Origin of the sequence: Roseibium suaedae (assembly GCF_900142725.1) — a bacterium.
Taxonomy (GTDB): domain Bacteria; phylum Pseudomonadota; class Alphaproteobacteria; order Rhizobiales; family Stappiaceae; genus Roseibium; species Roseibium suaedae.
Genome location: NZ_FRBW01000001.1, coordinates 1,502,176 through 1,521,153, shown reverse-complemented (window position 1 = coordinate 1,521,153; position 18,978 = coordinate 1,502,176). Strand labels below are relative to the sequence as shown.

The following is an 18,978-nucleotide window of genomic DNA, read 5'->3' as shown; positions in this document are numbered from 1 at the left end:
ATCACGCTCATCCGTGACGCTATGCCCTTCCCTTTCCAGGGGAATTCGCGAGACTGTTCCTATGGAATCAGTCGGCCCACGCGAGCTTGGCAAGCTCTGCTTGACGCGACTGGCAGAAGCTTTGTCCCGATGTCTGGAGACCCGCGGTCATGCGCCCTGATGACACTGCCCCCTGGCCGGCGGCCTTCAGCCCTTCCCCCTTTGCCGAAGACCTTGCTGCCATTGGCGCAATTCGTCCAGGCGCGCTCAAACTGCACTGGCCCCGGACCCGGGATACCGACATACCTGTCTGGAGAGATCAGGACACTGGCGTCATCCTGCTGGGAACTCTGCCTGACCTTTCGCGCCACTATCGCGAAAAGACCATCGGCGCGAAGGAAGAAGCAGAGGTCACTCTCAAGTCTGGCGTTGTTTCCTTGCCTCGCGCAGACGGAGATCTTGAACGCCGCCTGAAGGAAACAGGCGAATTGATCCGCGGACGCAGCGTATGTGACTTCGGCACTGGACGGGGGCTGTATCTCGACGGAGCCCTGCCGATTGCTTCAGAAGTTCACGGCGTCGAAATTCGCGACGACCTGCTGGACCTCATTGAAAAGCGGCTTGGAGACAAGGCTGGGCTTCACAAGGACATTTCCAGCATCACCGGGCGTTTTGACGTCATCACCCTGTTTCACGTCCTCGAGCATCTGCCCAGGCAAATCGAAATGTTGACTGCAATCCGGACGGCCTTGAAACCGGGAGGGCATGTCTTCATCGAGGTGCCACATGCCAGGGACTATCTGTCAGACAAGCTCGACCTGCCCGAATACAGGGATTTCATCTACTGGAGCGAACACCTGGTGCTGCACACAAGGGACAGTCTGCGAGCCTTGCTGACGGCCTGCGGTTTCGAGATCCAGGAGATTAAAGGAACGCAACGCTATGGCTATGCCAATCATCTCGGCTGGCTTTTGAACCGGAAGCCAGGTGGACATGTCTCCCTGGCTCAACACTCCAGCCCCGAGCTCGACCGCGCCTATGCTGCGCACCTCGAAGCTCAGGACGCCACGGATACCCTGATTGCAATTGCCCGAAAACCAGCCTGATTGCCTTTTGACCCTGCGCCTCTGACCTTCCGACCGGTCAGGGTGTCAGAACAAGGTCATTCGCAAGGAGATAGTCGCACAGCTCGCGGATCGCTCCCTTACCGCCATTTTCGGTCAGGACAAGATCTGCGTAAACCTTCGCATCCTTGTGGGCGTCGGCTGGAACCGCTCCCAGCCCGCAAGCCTTGAGGCAGTCGATGTCATTGATATCATCGCCAATATAGGCGATTTCTTCCCACTGAAGCTGCGCTTCACGGCGCCAGTCATCCAGCGCCGGAAGCTTGTCCAGAACGTGATGCATCACTTCCATACGGAGCTTGCGGGCACGCGCTCGAACAACAGGGTTCGCTTCACGTGACAGGATCAGGAGATGCAAGCCCTTTTCCCGCAGCAGTTCGATACCCATGCCATCGCGTCTTGAACAGCTGACGAATTCACGCCCCTCTTCATCGACAAGAACCGTGTTGTCTGTATGAACGCCGTCGAAATCGGTCACCAGGGCTTTAATCTGCACCATGCCCGGATATTTGCCTCACATCATCCTGTTCAGCGGCTTGACCAGTTCCGGTAGTTCGGCGTCTTCCCGCTGCCGCTCCATTTCGCGCCATTTCAGTTTATGGCGCTGAGGCACCTCAACATCAAGGATCTGTGTATCCTTGAAACGCAGGGCAGACTGAACAGTCCGAAGATCTTCGCAGAGACGGCGCATCTCGTCAGGCTCGAGGCTGGCGGAATGGTCCGTCCCCTTCCACGTCTTGTCGAGCGTGAAATGCCGTTCGATGTAGCGGAAAGGCGCAGCCCCCTCGTAATGGCTTTCACACTGAAGCCCGAGTGCGGCAGCAGCCATGTCGATTGCCGTTCCAAGATGGTGTCCGGAGAAACCGGTAGCTCCAAGCCGCCGGCCATACAGGCGCTGCAACTTGTCGATTTCCAGAAGGCAAACGTCCTCGGCAGCGACCGGATAGCCTGAGGTGCAGGCATAAAGCACAAGGTCCCGCGCCCGTCCGGCCTTTTCATAAAAGTCGATGAGCGTCTCAAGTTCGCGGGTGGTCGTCATGCCTGTTGAAACATGAATTTCCCCTTCGAAGAAGCGGCAGAGGTAATCCTGCACCTGGAAATTCTGATTGGTCGCAGAGGGAATCTTGATCAGGGACGGCTGCAGGGAAGTGATTTCCCGCGCCGAGGTCAGATCCCAGACGGACGTGGAATACTCGACTCCAAAATCCCGGCAAATGGCCTGAAGCTCACGATGCTGTTCCAGGTCGAACTCGAGGAACTCGCGGTGCGCACCATAAGTCGGACCATAGGCGTTTGCCGGAACGGGATGAGGCGTATTGAACTCTTTTTCAGACAGCAGCTCGCGATTGCAGCGCTTCTGGAATTTCACCACATCCACTCCGCAGTCTTGCGAAGCAATCTGGATCATTTTCCGAGCGATGGACATGTCGCCTTTGTGGTTGCAGCCGATTTCAGCGACTACCTTAATTTGAGCCAATGTCTTCATCTCGCATGATGAGTTCCGATTCGTGCACACCTATTCAGCAAACCATACTTTTTTCCTAGTGTGTCCCATCATTCCTTGCAGAAACGTAGCTTAACGTCACTTGCCACCAGTTTATTTCTCCTGCTTTCCGTTTTCTGACATTGGCAAAATCGGCAATTCCCATGTGATCGTAGCTGGAAACTCTGCTTTTCAACCGGAAGAACAAGGGAGACTCAGCAAAAAAGCCGGGTCGTTGACCCGGCTTTTCTTCAGTCTGGAATGAGGCCGTCTTAAATCAGCCGACGAAGGCGCGTTCGACGACGAATTCGGCAGGCTTGTTGTTTGCGCCTTCCGTGAGGCCAGCCTTTTCGAGCAAGGCTTTGGTGTCGCGCAGCATTTCCATGGAGCCGCAGATCATGCCACGGTCGATGGCCGGATCAAGCGGCGGTACGCCGAGATCGGTGAACAGCTTGCCGTTCTCGATCAGATCGGTGATGCGGCCCTTGAACGGATAGTCTTCGCGGGTGACAGACGCATAATGCACCAGCTTCTCACGGGCGTATTCGCCGATCAGCGGATCATTCTTGGTCTCTTCCACCAGATCGAGACCGTATTTCAGTTCAGCCACTTCGCGGCAGGTGTGGGTCAGGATCACCTGGTCGAACTTCTCATAGGTGTCCGGATCACGGATCAGGCTGGCGAAAGGCGCAATGCCCGTACCGGTCGAGAACATGTAGACGCGCTTGCCCGGAATCAGGGCATCGTTCACCAGGGTTCCGGTCGGCTTCTTCTTCATCAGAACCGCATCGCCCGGCTGGATCTTCTGCAGGTGCTGGGTCAGCGGACCATCCGGCACCTTGATCGAGAAGAACTCAAGCTCTTCGTCCCAGGACGGGCTCGCGATGGAATAGGCGCGATAGAGCGGCTTGCCCTCGATCATCAGGCCGATCATGACAAACTCGCCGGAACGGAAGCGGAAGCTTGCCGGGCGGGTCATGCGGAAACGGAAAAGACGGTCGGTATAATGCTGGACCGACGTTACTTCCTGGACAAAAGCGCCTGCGGGCGCATCGGCTTCCAGGTCGGCTGCCTTGGCAAGGACGTTCATGTGTCTACTGTCTTCCATGCTCGGGGGAAACGGGCGTAATTCTCCGTGGTCTACCACTTGTTGCACCCTGACATGAAGCAACAAGCATCCATGAATGACGAAAATATCAGAAAATTCTCCCAAGAAGCATGCGTCCAATCGCGCAGGCGGCGGTCAACCGCCCGTCCAGAGCGCTTCCCGGCCCGCTCAGGACGCCTCTAGAGCGCACCAAATGCCCGGACACTGACAAACAGGCCAAGCGCGAGAAGCCCCAGGAAGAACAGCCGGCGGAACAGTTGCTCCGAAAGCCTCCTGCGGATGGCCTGCCCCGCGAAGAAACCCGCAAAGGCGGGAATGCAGGCCAATGCGGAAAGGCCGCCAGCTTCAAGATCGAGAATATTGGCACCGGACAAGGTCACGCCCAGCGCCAGGGTTGACCCGAGAAACAACAGGCCCATGGCCTGCACAAACGCATCCCTCGGCAGGTTCAGCCCTTGAAGGAACATGACGCCCGGCACCGCATAGGACCCGACCATCCCGGTCAATATGCCGTTCACAGCCCCGAAGAAAAACCCGAGGGGCGCTTCACGGCGCTCGGGCACATGCAGGACAAAACCGGTAAGCCCGGAGACGGCATAGAGGATCAGGACAACACCCAATAGGCCGGTCAGAAGCGTCAGGTTCGCATTTTGCAGCACAAGCCCGCCAAGACCGACCATGACCATTGCCGGAAGAAGAAAGGGCCAGAGCCTGCCGATGAGCCCGAAAGTGCCCCGCCGGCCGAAAGCCTGCAAGATGTTCGTGGCAAGGGTCGGGGCAAGCATCAGGGACATCGCCGTGGTGAGATCCGTCGAAACGGTCATGAGGCTCAAGGCAACCGTAGGCAACCCCAGGCCGATGACACCCTTGACCAGCCCCGCCAGTGTAAACACCACGGCAATCAAGAGAAGAAGTTCAGTGTTGCCCATTCCTGCCCCGTCAGATTTCCAGCTTTTTCCTATAGGTTGCAGGTTCAAAGACCGGCGCAATCCATGCAATAGTCGAACACCCACCTGATCCGGACAGTCTTTTCATGTCAGCGCCTTCCCTTCCCCTCCTGCCCAATCCGCTTGCCCGCCGCCTCTTCATGGAGCGTCACGGCCTGCAGCAGTCCATGAGTGGCAGCGGCAAGGGGGACGATCTGAAAGGGGTCATTGATCATCTGGGATTTGTCCAGGTCGACAGCGTCAACACGGTGGCGCGCGCCCATCACATGATCCTCGCCTCCAGGCGCCAGTCCTACCGGCCCAAACACCTCAAGCAGCTCCTTGAAAAAGACCGCCTGCTCTTCGAGCACTGGACCCATGACGCCTCCGTCATTCCGGTGGAATTCTATCCGCACTGGAAATTGAAATTCGCCAGAGACGGTGAACGTCTGCGCACCCGCTGGTCCGACTGGCAGCAGCACGAGTTCCTGCACAAGCTCGACGAGATCCTGGACCAGATCTCACGCAACGGCCCGGTTTCCTCCGGCGATGTCGGACAGGACGAGGTTCGCACCAATGGTGGCTGGTGGGACTGGCATCCCTCGAAAACAGCTCTCGAATATCTGTGGCGAACCGGTGCCCTTGCCGTATCGGCCCGCAACGGCTTCCAGAAAGTCTACGACCTGACGGAGCGGGTTATTCCCGAAGCTCATGGCAAGACAACGGCGGAACCGGAAGAAACAATCGACTGGGCTTGCCGGCAAGCATTGACCCGCCTCGGGTTCGGCACGTCAGGCGAACTGGCCGCCTTTTTCGCCCTGATCACCCCGCAAGAAGCCAGGGACTGGTGCGAGCGGCAGAAGCTGGCAGGAGACATCGAGGAGGTGCTGATCGAGGGAAGCGACGGCAAGCCTCCGCGAAAGGCCTTTGCCTTTCCAGGCCTGTGTGAGCATGCGCCCCTTCTGGAGCCCTCGCCCGGCCGGGTCCGCATCCTCTCTCCCTTCGACCCGATGCTGAGAGACCGGAAGCGGGCAGAACGGCTGTTCAATTTCTCCTACAGAATCGAGATCTTCGTACCGGAGCCGCAGCGCACCTATGGCTATTACGTCTTTCCGGTTCTGGAAGGAGAAAGACTGATCGGGCGCATCGACATGAAGGCCATCCGGTCTGAAGACCAATTACTGGTGACGGCTTACTGGCCTGAGCCCGACATCCGGCTGACGTCCGCCAGACAAAAGAAGCTCGAAAGCGAGCTCCATCGCATGGCCCGCTTCTGCGAGCTCAACAGTGTTTCATTTGCAGAGGGCTGGCAAAAATTCTGAAATAAACGATTTTCACGCAAACCTAGATGCGACCGGGTAGATCTACTTTGGGCGATTGACCTACACGAACAAATTCAACAACCACATTGCGTTGAACCGCCATGGAAACATTTTCCAAATCTCAGATACCTTTCTTGAAAGAAACATATCAGCAACGTCCACCTTCAAGTTGAAAAACTTCATCAACGCTGCCTATTCAGGCGCTCCGCTTGGTCAGTCTCCCTTTTTCACTCTGATCATAAAAATGTCCCAACAATCGCGGTAGTCTGAAATTAAAGCTAGAAACATCCTATCAGCCTGTTGCATATGGTAGGTTATTCCGAAGGAAAGCGGGCGCGCTTATCCTGATTCATGTTTTTTATGTGAGGTTTGCATTCCGGCAGACATTCCTTGGAGAGGGAAAGAGAATTGAAGATCCTGATAGTGCTGACAGGCGACATGTGACTTCCGCTAGGAAATAGCTTCAAAAAACATTCAGAATTCAAATAAATAAAAGGTCGATCTGTGGCGTCGCTTACCTCAACCATCGATATCATTGGCTATTCCAGCCGTTTGCCGGGCGCAAAATCTGCTGCCGATTTCTGGTCGCTTCTGGATCAGGGCAAATGTGCAGTCACAAGCGTGGATCCCGAGCGCTGGCCGCTCTCCCGTTTTGGTCATCCGGACAAGAGTGTTGTCGGCAAGGCCTACACCTGGGCAGCAGGTCAGATTGACGATGTCTGGGGATTCGATCCGTCCTTTTTCGGCATTTCTCCCCGTGAAGCCTTCCAGATGGATCCGCAGCAGAGATTGCTCCTGCAGCTGGTCTGGGAAGCGTTGGAACATGCCAATGTGAAGCCAAGCGACCTGGCGGGCACCAACACCGGCGTCTATGTCGGTGCATCGTCTCTCGACTATCACCACCGCTTCCTGAACGACCCGTCCAATGCCGACATGCAGTTCATGACCGGCAACACCCTGTCGATCATTTCAAACCGCATCTCTTATATCTATGACCTGCGCGGCCCGAGCTTCACGGTCGATACGGCTTGTTCGTCCTCGCTCGTGGCGCTCCATGAAGCCGTTTCGGCGCTTGAAAGCGGCCAGATCGACACGGCTGTCATCTGCGGTGTCAGCCTGCTGCTCAGCCCCTTTGCCTTCGTCGGCTTTTCCCGCGCGACCATGCTATCCCAGACCGGTCTGTGCCAGGCCTTTGACGCCAAGGGCGATGGCTATGTGCGGTCTGAAGGTGGCGTGTCCATCGTTCTGCGCGCCCGCCGCGCAGGCAAGCTGAAAGGCTCGCGCAGCTATGGCCAGCTGCTTGCGACCGGCATCAACGCAGACGGCCGGACCGTCGGCATGTCCCTGCCCTCCGCCTATGCCCAGGCCGGGCTTCTGCGCGAAATCTATTGGGACATGGGCATTTCGCCCGAGTCCCTCGCTTTCGTCGAAGCCCATGGCACCGGCACGCGCGTCGGTGATCCGGCTGAAGCCGAAGCCCTTGGCACGGTCATCGGCCAGAAGCGCAGCACGCCTCTTCATATCGGTTCGGTCAAGACCAACGTTGGACACCTTGAGCCGGTCTCCGGTCTCGTCGGACTGCTGAAGGCAGTCATGGCGCTTGAGCATAACAAGCTGCCCAAGTCACTCCATTTTGAAACGCCGAACCCGGACATCCCCTTCGAGGACCTGAACCTCAAGGTGGCCAGCGAAGCGGTGGAACTGGCTCCATCGGACAAGCCCCGCCTCGCAGGGGTTAACTCCTTCGGCTTCGGTGGCACCAACGCTCACGCCGTCATTGCGGATCCCGAGCAGACAGAGGCAGCCGAAGACACCACTCCGCCCGCCGCGCCCCTGGTCATCAGCGCCCGCTCCAAGACCGCCTTGAAGGATCTGGCAAGGGCCTATGCCGAAAAGCTGGCCGGCGCGGATGAAAAGGAAGCCGCCAAGCTCATCGTGTCGGCCGCCCATGGCCGTGACCTTCTTGCCGAACGCCTTGTCATCTCCGCAGCTTCTGCTGCCGAGAAAGCAGAAATCCTGGCGGCCTTTGCTGCCGAAGAGGACGCTCCCAAGGCAGTTACCGGCGATGCCCTGCGTCCATCCGAAAAGATCGGCTTTGTCTTCTCCGGCAACGGCGCACAATGGGCCGGCATGGGCCGGGACGCCTACCAGACCGATGAAGCTTTCCGCCTTGCTTTCGAGCAGGTCGACCGGATCTTCATGGGCCTCGGCGGCTGGTCCCTGCTGACCACCCTCTTTGCGGAGGATCTGGAAAACGACATCGAGCGGACGGAAATCGCCCAGCCGCTGCTGTTCGCCATTCAGGTTTCCCTGGTCAAGTCTCTGAAGAGCCGCGGCATCGAGCCGGACAGTGTTGCCGGGCATAGCGTCGGCGAAGTGGCTGCCGCCTGGTGCTGTGGCGCCCTGACGCTCGAACAGGCCGTCAAGGTCATTCATGCCCGCTCCACGGAGCAAGAGGTTGTCCGCGACCTAGGCACCATGGGCGCTCTTCTGCTCCCGGCAGATCAGGCTCAGGCCGCCATCGACAAGAGCGGCCTGCCCCGTCTGGAAGTCGCTGCGATCAACAGTCCGCGCAGCGTCACCATTTCCGGTGATGCAGAAAGCCTGGACGCTTTCTCCAAATTTGCCCGCAAGAACAAGTGGGCCATGCGCCGGCTGAACCTTGCCTATCCCTTCCACAGTGCCCTGGTCGATCCGATCAAGGAGCCGCTGCTGAAGGCCCTGTCGGGTGTCACACCCGGCGAAGCCGTCATTCCGTTCCATTCGACCGTAGATACGGATGGGTCCTCGCCGGTTCTGAATGCGGATTACTGGTGGCGGAATGTGCGCCAGCCCGTTCTGTTCTCCGCCGCCATCGACGCCATGATCGAGGCGGGCGACGGCATTCTGGTCGAAATCGGCCCGAAGCCGGTACTCGGCACCTATATGAACGACATTCTGCGGGCATCGGGCAAGAAGGCCAAAATCCTTGGCTCGCTCGACCAGCCGGCCAAGGGGACTGTTGTCTCCGGCAATCCGGTGGACCGGGTCGCCGCGCAGATCCTCGCCAATGGCGGCCGCACGGATCTCGACCGTTTCGTCGCGCCTGCCCCGTCTGATCTGGCCCACCTGCCGCTCTATCCCTGGCAGAACACGCCCTTCAAGATCGAGCCTACCGGCGAACTCATCGACTATATCGTCGGCAGCACCATGCCGCTTCTGGGCTATCGCCTACGTCAAGACGCAGCCGAGTGGTTCAACCACCTTGATCCGGCTTCCATGCCCTGGCTTGCGGATCACAAGGTCGAAGAATCCATCGTCTTCCCGGCAGCTGGCTTCACGGAAATGGCGCTTCAGGCGGCCCTTTCCTGGTCCAAGAGCGATGCCATCGAAGTTCGCGATCTGGACATCCTGCGTCCACTCGTCTTCGAAGAAGGCGACGTGTGGGAAACGCTCGTGCGTATTTCACCGGACGACAAGGTCATCGAGATCCTGTCCCGTCCGCGTCTTCAGGACAGCGAATTTGGGCTGAACGCCCGTGGCCACTTCGTCTCCGTGTCCAACGCGACCCGCACGCCGTGGCTTGCAGCGGGAACGGAAACGCTGTCGCTGCTTGAACATGATGAGCTCTATGAAATCACCAAGAGCTTCGGTCTGGACTATGGCAATGCCTTTGCCCGCGTGGAAAAGGTCGTCACTCATGACCAGCGCAATGCAACGGTTCACCTGCGCCCGCAGATCGACGTGGTCGCAGCGGCAGACCTCTCCCTGTGCCCGACCCTTGTCGATGCCGGTTTCCATGGCCTTTTCGCACTTCTGAGATCGGTGGAAGGCATTCCGGAAAAGACCAGCTTCCTGCCGATCCGCATCGGCTCGACCCGGCTTCTGCGCGCTGGCACCCCGCCGGTCGAAGTCCGCATCCGCGTCACCAAGGCGTCGGCCCGTTCGATCGAGGCAACCTTCGAATATCTGGACGCGAATGGCCAGGTCGTTGCCCGCCTGTCCCAGGCCCGGTTCCGTGCCGTGAAGCTTGGCCGCGACACCCGCCCGAACGAACTGGTTTACCGCCAGTTTGCAGCGCTTCTGCCCGATGCCGGCCGGCTTTCCCCGGCAGACAAGGTTCTGCAGGGTGGTTTCAAAACCTTTGCAAGCGCCACCGGTGTCGGTTGCGACACCCCGCCGGACCTCGGCGATGCCGCCATTCTTCTGGAGGCCCTTGGCCGGTCGATTGCCCATAGCGCCCTTTATGGCCTGTCCGACAACGGCAAGCTGACTGCCGCAGCCCTGACTGCAGAGGGCAAGCTGGAAGACAGCGCCAAGCCGCTGCTTCAGTCCACCTTGACCTGGCTGCAGGACAATGATCTGGCAGAAGAGGCCGCTGGTGTCTGGACACTCACCGACCCGGCAGACGGCCCCTCCGCTCAGGATCTGATGCAGGCCATCGCCGTGGAAGCTCCCCGGCATGTGGCAGAGGCTGCTCTGCTTGCGCGCCTTGAGACCGACCTGACCGAGCTTCTGGCCCATGGCCTGAAGACGACGGCGCAGGATGCCTTTGCCTCCGGCCTTTACGAAGCCTATCGCACGGCCTCTCCGGCAGCATCCGCGCTCGCCGATGCCCTGCGTCTGCTTGGCAAGGACGTCGTTGCCAGCTGGCCAAAGGAAGATCCGCTCAAGGTTCTGATCGTTGGCGCATCGTCCTCCAGCCTTGGCCAGGAAATCGACGCCGGGCTTGATCCGCGCCGTATGCAGGCCGTCATCACCGATCCGTCCGACGCCCTGCTTGGCCGCGCTGAACGGCTCTGGACCGGCAGCACGGCGACCTCTTTCCTGGAGTTTTCCAGCGAAGAGCTTACCGCCGCAGCCCCCTTCGATCTGATCCTGTGCGGTGCATCGCTTGCGGAAATGTCGCGTGAGCAGCTTTCCCAGCTTGCCCGTATGAGTACGCGCGGCGCCCTTCTGCTCGCAGCAGAAGCCCTGCCTTCGCCACTGACCAATCTGCTTCGCGGCACGGGAAGCGACTGGTGGAGCCAGTCCGTTTCCGACGAGTTCCCGCTGTCGCTTCAGGACGCGGATTGGGCCAAGGCGCTCGAGGCTGCAGGCTTTGGCACCGTGGAGACAATCGCTCTCGACAGTGATGAACTGGAAGCAGACATTCTGGCTGCCCGGTTCTCCTCAGAACCGAAAGCCGCTCCGGTCATTGCCGAGGGTGAGGACGCCGGCGAGACAGCAACACCCGCCAAGACCTTCCTGCTTCTGGCAGATGAAGACGGCTGTGGCCGCAAGCTTGCAGACGGACTGGCCTCCTGCCTTGAAGCAGAAGGCGCAACGGTCCTGCGGGCGATTGCCGGTAACGCGACTGCCAAGTCTGAAGATGGCACATGGACGGTTTCTCCGGATGGCGATCCGGAGGCCCTGAAGGTCCTTCTCAAGGACAGCGGCCATCAGGTGGTTCATCTTCTGGGCGCCTATGACGGCAGTGCCGATGCGCTGGCCGCCACCGACCTGCGTACCTGGTCCCTGACCCAGTTGCTCAACACGATCGGGGCAGATGATGCCCATGTGACGATCGTCGCTCCCGGCGGCATGCAGTCGCTGGCAGGCGGCGCCTCTCATGTGCCTGCTCAGGCAGGTGTCTGGGCCTATGGCCGCGTTGCCATGAACGAGTTCCCGAACGCGAACATCCGTCTTGTGGACGTTTCGCCGGATCTGGAACCGGGTCTGGCGGCTGCCCGCATTGCTGCAGAGCTCCTGCAGGACAGCGCGGAAAAGGAAGTCATTCTGGACGGCAGTCATCGTTCCGGCCTGCGCATTGTCCAGGGTGGCACCCTGCCGGAAAGCACGCTGCCGGAAGGTGCAAACCCGGCCATGCGCCTGGATATCCTGCGTCAGGGTTCCCTCGACCAGCTCGCCTGGCAGGCCGTTGCCCGCACGGTTCCAACCGGTTCGGAAGTCGAAATCGCCGTCGAAGCCTCGGGCCTCAATTTCCGCGATGTGATGTGGGCCCTTGGCCTGCTGCCGGAAGAAGCTCTGGAAGACGGCTTTGCCGGGCCAACCCTCGGGATGGAGTGCTGCGGCACGGTCACGGCTGTCGGCGACAAGGTGACCCGCTTCCAGCCCGGCGACAAGGTGATCACCTTTGCGCCCGCCTGTTTCGCAAGCCATGTGAGCGTGGACGAAAGCGGCTGCGCGCCAATGCCGTCCTCTGTCTCCTCCGAGGAAGCTGCCACCATTCCGGTGACGTTCCTCACCGCCTATTACGCTCTGGTGCATCTTGCCAAGCTGTCGGCTGGCGAGACGATCCTGATCCATGGCGGTGCAGGCGGCGTCGGTCTGGCAGCCCTTCAGATCGCCAAGTGGCGCGGTGCCAAGGTCATTGCGACCGCCGGTTCCCGTGAGAAGCGCAACTTCCTGCGCCTTCTAGGGGCAGATGTTGTGCTGGATTCCCGCAGCCTCGAATTCGTGGACGCCGTCATGGCCGACACGCTGGGCGAAGGGGTCGACGTGGTTCTGAACTCCCTGTTCGGGGAAGCCATGGAGCGGAGCATCGAAGTGCTCAAGCCCTTCGGCCGTTTCCTGGAACTGGGCAAGCGCGACTATTACGGCAACACCCGGATCGGCCTGCGTCCGTTCCGTCAGAACCTGACCTATTTCGGCATTGATGCCGACCAGCTTCTGACCCGTCAGCCGGCGCTGGCCGAAGCCCTATTCCGGGATCTGGTGGAGCTTTTCGAAAACCGCACCTTCACCCCGCTGCCCTACCGCGTCTTTGAAGCGGACCGGGTGGTGGATGCCTTCCGCCTCATGCAGCAGGCTGGCCATATCGGCAAGATCGTGCTGCGTCCGCCAGTGGTGCCGCAGTCCGTTCCGGTCGAAAAGAGCCTGACGCTCTCCAGCGATGGCACCTATGTCATTGCCGGCGGGTTCGGCGGCTTCGGCGTGGAGCTCTTGAAGCGGCTGGGTTCCCTCGGCGCGCGGAACCTTGCTGTTCTCAGCCGCCGCGGCGATGCCACCGACGAAGCCAAGGCAGCGATTGCCGATCTTGCAGCGCTGGGTGTTACCGCCCGCGCCTTCGCCTGCGACATCACCGATGAAGCCGCGGTGACTTTTGCGCTGGAGGCGATCCGCAAGGAACTCCCGGCAATCAAGGGTGTCTTCCACACCGCGATGGTGCTGAACGACGTCCTGATCGCCAACCTGAAGCATGACGGCCTGACCAAGGTGCTGGCACCGAAGGTGCGCGGTGCGGAACTTCTCGACCGCCTGACCCGTCAGGATCCGGTGGAGCATTTCGTGCTCTACTCGTCCGCCACGACCCTTGTCGGCAACCCAGGTCAGGCCAACTATGTGGCTGCCAACGGCTATCTGGAAGGCCTTGCCCGTAAGCGCCGGGCAGAAGGCCTGCCGGCCCTTACCGTCGCCTGGGGCGCGATCTCCGATGCTGGCTATCTGGCGCGGAACGAAGACGTCAACGAGATGCTGTCGCGCAAGCTCGGACGCCATGCCCTCTCCGCACAGGAAGCGCTTGATGGCCTGACAGCCCTCATGTGCCTGCCGGGCGGTACGTCGGACCAGGAAACCGCAGCACTCGGCTATGCCCGCATTGACTGGCAGGCTGCCCGCCGCGACCTTGCGCTGCTGTCCAGTCCGCTGGTCAGCTACCTGGGTCTTGGAGACAGTGACGATGCTGGCTCCGGTGACGGTGCCATCGACCTTGCTGCCCTGCTGGAAGGCATGGACAAGGTAACTGCGTCCCAGACAGTGGCGAAGCTTCTGGCTGCGGAAATCGGCAAGATCCTGCGTATTTCGCCGGAAGAAATCGACCCGCACAAGCCGCTGTCCGAGATCGGCATGGACTCCCTTATGGCCCTGGAACTCCGGATGGGGGCCGAGCGTCAGCTTGGCATCGACATTCCGCTGATGTCTCTGGCCAATGGCGCAACGCTGATCGACCTGTCCACCCGCGTTGCTACCCGCGTTCTGGGTGAAGGCGGCGAAGAGTCCATCTCTGCGGAATCCCGCACGCTGGCGTCCCAGCACGTCAACGAAGGCGAGAGTGAGGTCGAAGGCCTTACCGATCTGGCGGAAAAGGTCGAAGGCAAGAGCCGTGAGCTGGGGTCGTTCCTATGAGTGACGAGAAAACCAAGGCCGCCGGCAGTGACCGCACTAAGCTGATGGATTCGCTGCGGGCGGGACGCAAGTCCGCCCGCGAGCGGCGTCCGGACAGCGAAGCTGGCGCAGCCACAACTGCCCAGCCGCCGAAAAAGAAAGCCTATGACTTCCGTCAGCTGCCGCAGGTCAAGCAGCTGCAGGTGCAGCGTGCGGCTGCCGACATGATGGGCATTGCCAACCCCTTCTTCCGTCCCCACGACGGATTGGCGGCTGGCACGACGCTCATCGACGGCGAGATCTATGACAACTTCGCCTCCTACAACTATCTGGGTCTCAACGGACATCCGGAAGTGAATTCGGCAGCCGAAGAGGCCATCCGCACCTTCGGAACCAGCGTTTCAGCCAGCCGGATCGTCGCAGGCGAGCGCCCGGGCCACGCCGAACTGGAAGCGGCTCTTGCCCGTATCCATGGCGTAGAGGCCTCGATTGTCATGGTCAGCGGCCACGCGACCAATGTCACGACCATCGGCCACCTGATGAACAAGGGTGACCTGATCCTGACCGACAGTCTGGTTCACAATTCGATTGCCGAAGGTGCACGCCTTTCCGGCGCAACCCGCATCAATTTCCCCCATGACGATCTGGATGCACTCGAACGGCTACTGGCAGAAAACCGCCACAAGTTCGAGAACGTCCTGATTGCGGTGGAAGGGCTTTACTCAATGGATGGGGACTTCCCCGACCTCAAGCGCGTCGTGCGGCTCAAGCAGAATTACGATGCCTGGCTGCTGGTCGATGAGGCCCATTCCATCGGCGTTCTCGGCAAGCGCGGCCATGGCATCGCCGAGCATTTCGGCATTGACCCGACCGAAGTCGAGATCTGGATGGGTACCCTGTCCAAGACCTTCTCGTCCTGTGGCGGCTATATCGCCGGGTCCAAGGTCCTGTGTGACTATCTGCGCGTGACGGCTCCGGGGTTCGTGTTCTCGGTCGGTCTTTCCCCAGCCCTGACCGCAGCGGCGATCAAGTCTGCCGAAGTGATGGAGCGGGAGCCGGAGCGGGTTGCGAAGCTGCAGACCAACGGCCAGTTGTTCCTGAAGCTTGCCCGGGAAGCCGGTCTCGATACGGGCCCGAGCGCGGGCTATTCCGTGGTCCCGGTGATCGTTGGTGACAGCGTCAATGCGGCAATCCTCTCCAACAAGCTGCTGGAGCGCGGCATCAACGCCCTGCCGATCATCTTCCCGGCGGTTGCGGAAAAGTCCGCAAGGATCCGCTTCTTCATTACCAGTGAGCATACGGAAGATCAGATCCGGCGCGCGGTCGACGTCACTGCGGAAGAACTGGCCAAGCTCAAGACAGGCGGCACAACCTTCGACCGCCTCAAGCAGGCAGCCAAGTAAGCTTGATCGTTAAACGTTCAGATCATCAAGAGCCGCATCTCACTCTGGGGTGCGGCTCTTCTTGTATCTGGGATCCGGTTCGATTTCGGCAGCAAAGCCGCCCATGAACAGATCCCCCAGCACCGGCGGCAGAAGATTCTGCAAGCGGATACCGGTCGCCAGCAGAAACGGGAACGCGTAGAAGGCACGCCGACCATCGATGGCCCGGCGCATCTTGCGGGCAGCCTTCTCCGCACTCATCTCGAAAGGCTTGGCGCCCTTGTGGCGGGCCGACATCGGAGAAGTGACGAAGCCCGGACAGATGATCGTCACACGCACGCCAAAGGGCTTCAACCAGCCTCGGAGCGAATGGCCATAGGCAATCAATGCTGCCTTGGAAGAACTGTAACTCGGCATGTCCGGCAGGGCCCGCATGCCGGCCAGCGAAGCCACCAGCACGATCTGCCCCCGCCCCCTGAGCCGCATGGCCTCCACCACACCGGTGACAGCGTTGACCGCGCCCCGGTAGTTGATATCCAGCTGCCGGTCCGCATCCTCGTCGCTCTCGCGGCTGCGGTCCGGGCCAAGGCCCGCCGTCACCCCGGCATTGGCAATGATCAGGTCCACCGGGTGGCGCCGGTCAAGATCTTCCAGATAGTCGTGAAGGGCAGCCCGGTCGCGCACGTCAATCGTCGCGGTTTCAGCTTCTCCGCCCTTTGACCGGACAACTGCGGCAAGAGCTTCAAGCTTGGCAGGATCCCGCGCAATCAAGGCAAGACGGATCCCTGGCGCTGCATATTCGGCGGCCAGAGCCTCCCCAATGCCGCCGCTGGCTCCGGTCAGGACGATGGTCTTGAGAGCATTTCCAGCCATGAAATCCGGCTCCGCTTGCAGGTTGAAGGAAGTCCTAGAGAGGGACACCAAGGGCACGGGCTGCGGCAAGCCGCGGCGGTGGTTCAACGAAGGCGCCCGGTTCATTGACACTGAGATCCAGCACCCGGCGGGCGAGATTGTCCGCTGCGGCTTGCGTGCCCTGCTGGCTATGAATGGACCCGCGGATCTGGACCGTGCCTGCCAGCGCCGTCAGATAGGCCTGGAGCAACTCCATGTCCGGAGCTTTCAGATCCGTCCAGAACGCATCCAGAGGCCCCTGATAGGTCAGACCGGGGATGGCATAATGCGCGGGCACCAGCGTCTTGACCGGCAGGCCCATCTGCATCGCCTCAAGCCCTGCAGTGGAATTCAGCGTCACCACCCCGCAGGCCCGCTCAAACAAGGCATCGAGACGCCCGCCATCCAGAAACAGAACCCGGCCGGACAGGTTCTGGCGGGCAGCCAGACCCTCAACCGACTGCTGCCAATTCTCGAACCCGGCATCCAGCGGATGGGTCTTCAGCACCAGCTTTGCACTTGCCGGCGCAGCCTTTGCAAACGAGACGATGACCGCTTCGATGACATCCGCAAAGCTTTGATAAGGAGAATGAGCCCTTAGCTGGAAATCCCCTTCGAGTTGCAGCGGCAGGACGAAATAGGGACAGCCCTCGGCCTTCAGATCTTCAATCTCACGGGCAACCTTCCGGTTCCGCTTGCCTGCCCTGAGCATGCGCCATCCGCCCCTGATGTATTCCAGGACAGGCGGATAGATCGTGTGCCTCTGATAGTGAGGATAAAGGAACCAGAGAAACTCGTTGGTCAGGTTGTAGGCCACATCGGGAACGATCTCGAGATAGGCCGACTTGGGATAGGCCGGAGTGAAGTCGACCTCTCCGACTTCTTGCGCGATTTCCCGGATCTGACCTGGATCTGCGGGAAACCGGCTGAGCGTTGCAAGCCCTTCCCGCTCGAGGGTCATCCAGCCAGAGCGCAAGAGGCCCAGTTCCGTGACGAAAACACGGATGCCCCTCGCCTGTGCGGCCTCGATTGCCGCCTTGTGGTAGATCCTTTGATCCGCATGGCAGATCAGATCGGTGATCCGGTTCCGCTCCATGAAGTCTGCCGCAAACGCACCAAACGCTGCAGGCTTGCCCTTGAAGGACACACAGCCCTCGCCGTGCCAATGAAGCCAGTCACCGGCGCAAAGGTTGATCCGGAACACTTCGCAGCCGGCGGTTCTCAGCCGCTCTCCGGCCAGCCGGAAGAACGGCGAAAGCGGTCCTTGAAGAAACAGGATCCGCCGATCCTCCCTACTGCGATCTGAAACGGATGTGCCTTGCCTATGGTTGCCAGGCATGGGTCCAGCGCTCTGTCTTGACCGGATCTTCCATCTGCTCGGCAAAGGTCGTCCGGATGCCTTTCTGCCGGGCCTTTTCCAAACGAGGCGGATGCGTGCACAAGGCTCCGGGAAGGTTCACCTGACCATAGGCCAGACGGCTTGCCATGGCATAGGCGCCTGCCCGGCGCCCCTTGTCCGTGTAGAAGCAACCCTTGACCTGAATGGTCGCGGCCAGAAGCCGCTCGAGTGCATCCAGAAGCTCCTGGTCGGGGCGGCTGCCATCTCTCCAGAACTCGTCGATCGGTTTCTGGCAAGTCAGGCCTGTAATGTCGTACATGGCAATGCCAAGAACCTTGGTCGGACAACCAACGCGCAAAGAGTGAAGCCCCGTGGTGGAGTTGATGGTCAAGGCACCGGCGGCATTGCGCAACAGAATGTCCAGATTGCCGCCGTCGATGAGGTAGACGCGCTTCTTGACCCCGTAGCGGCGCGCCAGTGTCTTCACGATCTTGCGCCATGGCTCGATACCATTGTCGAGCGGATGAACCTTGAACACGAGGCGCGAGGCCACGGGCGCAACCTTGGCGAAAGAGCGGATCACTTCTTCCGCGGCTTCCGCGATGTGATCAAAAGGCGAATTGTAGCGGAGCTGGTAGTCGCTCTGAAGCTGCAGCGGGAAAACGTAATAGGGACAGCCCGCCGCAATCACGTCATCGATGAGATGAGCCGCAATCCGGTCACGGTTCTTGCCCAGCGCCAGCCGCGGCAGGATATTCAGGTAATCGGCCAGAGGATGATAGAACCTGTCCCGCCGATAGCGCGGATACAGGAGCGGGAACAACACGTTCGACATGTTGTAGACCACTTCCTGAAAGGCCTCCTGCACAAAGGTGAACTTGTAGCGCGGCACCAGATCCACAGGAGGCAGATCCTTCGCCTGCTGGAGGATCAGATCAGGATCATTTGGAAAATGGGAATGGGCGGACATGCCCACCCGTTCGAGCGTGATCCAGTCGGGACGCAGATAGCCGAACTCATAGGTCGAACAGGTCAGACCGAGTTTCGCACCGATCTCGGCAGCCGCTACATGATAGGGCACACGATCGGCATAATAGACCAGATCCGTGACACCGTTTTCCTTGCAGAAGGCTTCGAAAAAGGCTGGCCATGCCTTCAGGCTGCCCCGGTAGTTCGTACAGCGGTGATCGTGCCAGTTAAGCCAGTCCCCCGGGCACAGATTGATCCGGAGCGTCCGGCAGCCGAACAGCTCCAGTTCATCCGCCACCGTACGCGCAAAGATTCCTGGCGGGCCCTGCAGAAACAGGAAGACCTTCTGGCCGGAGCTCATTTGGGACCC

11 protein-coding genes are annotated in these 18,978 nt (G+C 60.1%); 4 read left to right on the top strand and 7 right to left on the bottom strand.

The window, feature by feature from the left end; all coding sequences use genetic code 11:
* Window positions 1–149 precede the first annotated feature (149 nt).
* Window positions 150–1,085 carry a class I SAM-dependent methyltransferase gene (locus tag BUA94_RS06800; RefSeq protein ID WP_073010418.1) on the top strand — a complete coding sequence of 312 codons (936 nt, stop codon included), beginning with the start codon at window positions 150–152 and terminating at the stop codon, window positions 1,083–1,085.
* 37 nt (window positions 1,086–1,122) lie between these two features.
* Here BUA94_RS06800 and BUA94_RS06795 read toward each other — a convergent pair whose 3' ends face one another.
* From BUA94_RS06795 to BUA94_RS06780, 4 genes are all read right to left on the bottom strand, one after another.
* Entirely contained in the window at window positions 1,123–1,602 is a 480-nt protein-coding gene (locus BUA94_RS06795) for a KdsC family phosphatase (RefSeq protein WP_073010415.1), read from the bottom strand.
* A gap of 15 nt (window positions 1,603–1,617) precedes the next feature.
* A complete protein-coding gene (locus tag BUA94_RS06790; protein WP_235860453.1) occupies window positions 1,618–2,529 on the bottom strand; it encodes an N-acetylneuraminate synthase family protein in 912 nt (303 codons plus the stop codon).
* 334 nt (window positions 2,530–2,863) lie between these two features.
* On the bottom strand, window positions 2,864–3,676 hold the full coding sequence (locus BUA94_RS06785; protein WP_073010410.1) for a ferredoxin--NADP reductase: 813 nt from the start codon (window positions 3,674–3,676) through the stop codon (window positions 2,864–2,866).
* A 197-nt stretch (window positions 3,677–3,873) separates the two neighbouring features.
* A complete protein-coding gene (locus tag BUA94_RS06780; RefSeq protein ID WP_073010407.1) occupies window positions 3,874–4,623 on the bottom strand; it encodes a sulfite exporter TauE/SafE family protein in 750 nt (249 codons plus the stop codon).
* 104 nt (window positions 4,624–4,727) lie between these two features.
* On the opposite strand from BUA94_RS06780, the gene BUA94_RS06775 reads away from it, so the two are divergent.
* The 3 genes from BUA94_RS06775 (at window position 4,728) to BUA94_RS06765 (ending at window position 15,430) form a co-directional block, all read left to right on the top strand.
* Window positions 4,728–5,942, top strand: coding sequence for a winged helix-turn-helix domain-containing protein (locus BUA94_RS06775; RefSeq protein ID WP_073010405.1), 1,215 nt, complete (start codon window positions 4,728–4,730; stop codon window positions 5,940–5,942).
* Window positions 5,943–6,446: 504 nt separating this feature from the next.
* Entirely contained in the window at window positions 6,447–14,048 is a 7,602-nt protein-coding gene (locus BUA94_RS06770) for a type I polyketide synthase (RefSeq protein WP_073010402.1), read from the top strand.
* Window positions 14,045–15,430, top strand: coding sequence for an aminotransferase class I/II-fold pyridoxal phosphate-dependent enzyme (locus BUA94_RS06765; protein ID WP_073010399.1), 1,386 nt, complete (start codon window positions 14,045–14,047; stop codon window positions 15,428–15,430). The genes BUA94_RS06770 and BUA94_RS06765 overlap by 4 nt, the downstream gene beginning before the upstream one ends.
* Before the next feature lie 39 nt (window positions 15,431–15,469).
* On the opposite strand, the gene BUA94_RS06760 is transcribed toward BUA94_RS06765, so the two are convergent.
* Genes BUA94_RS06760 through BUA94_RS06750 form a run of 3 tightly spaced genes read right to left on the bottom strand, consistent with a single transcriptional unit; the run spans window position 15,470 to window position 18,969 of the window.
* Entirely contained in the window at window positions 15,470–16,282 is an 813-nt protein-coding gene (locus BUA94_RS06760; RefSeq protein ID WP_073010396.1) for an SDR family NAD(P)-dependent oxidoreductase, read from the bottom strand.
* A gap of 34 nt (window positions 16,283–16,316) precedes the next feature.
* Complete coding sequence (locus tag BUA94_RS06755) at window positions 16,317–17,639, bottom strand: capsule biosynthesis protein (RefSeq protein ID WP_073010392.1); 1,323 nt, start codon at window positions 17,637–17,639, stop codon at window positions 16,317–16,319.
* On the bottom strand, window positions 17,623–18,969 hold the full coding sequence (locus BUA94_RS06750; RefSeq protein ID WP_073010389.1) for a capsule biosynthesis protein: 1,347 nt from the start codon (window positions 18,967–18,969) through the stop codon (window positions 17,623–17,625). Before BUA94_RS06750 ends, BUA94_RS06755 begins: the two co-directional genes overlap by 17 nt.
* Between the last annotated feature and the right edge of the window lie 9 nt (window positions 18,970–18,978).

Coding starts and splice junctions, on each gene's coding strand:
- BUA94_RS06750 (WP_073010389.1), bottom strand. CDS start 18,969: ATGAGCTCCGGCCAGAAGGTCTTCCTGTTTCTGCAGGGCCCGCCAGGA.
- BUA94_RS06755 (WP_073010392.1), bottom strand. CDS start 17,639: ATGCCTGGCAACCATAGGCAAGGCACATCCGTTTCAGATCGCAGTAGG.
- BUA94_RS06780 (WP_073010407.1), bottom strand. CDS start 4,623: ATGGGCAACACTGAACTTCTTCTCTTGATTGCCGTGGTGTTTACACTG.
- BUA94_RS06785 (WP_073010410.1), bottom strand. CDS start 3,676: ATGAACGTCCTTGCCAAGGCAGCCGACCTGGAAGCCGATGCGCCCGCA.
- BUA94_RS06775 (WP_073010405.1), top strand. CDS start 4,728: ATGTCAGCGCCTTCCCTTCCCCTCCTGCCCAATCCGCTTGCCCGCCGC.
- BUA94_RS06765 (WP_073010399.1), top strand. CDS start 14,045: ATGAGTGACGAGAAAACCAAGGCCGCCGGCAGTGACCGCACTAAGCTG.
- BUA94_RS06790 (WP_235860453.1), bottom strand. CDS start 2,529: ATGTCCATCGCTCGGAAAATGATCCAGATTGCTTCGCAAGACTGCGGA.
- BUA94_RS06800 (WP_073010418.1), top strand. CDS start 150: ATGCGCCCTGATGACACTGCCCCCTGGCCGGCGGCCTTCAGCCCTTCC.
- BUA94_RS06760 (WP_073010396.1), bottom strand. CDS start 16,282: ATGGCTGGAAATGCTCTCAAGACCATCGTCCTGACCGGAGCCAGCGGC.
- BUA94_RS06795 (WP_073010415.1), bottom strand. CDS start 1,602: ATGGTGCAGATTAAAGCCCTGGTGACCGATTTCGACGGCGTTCATACA.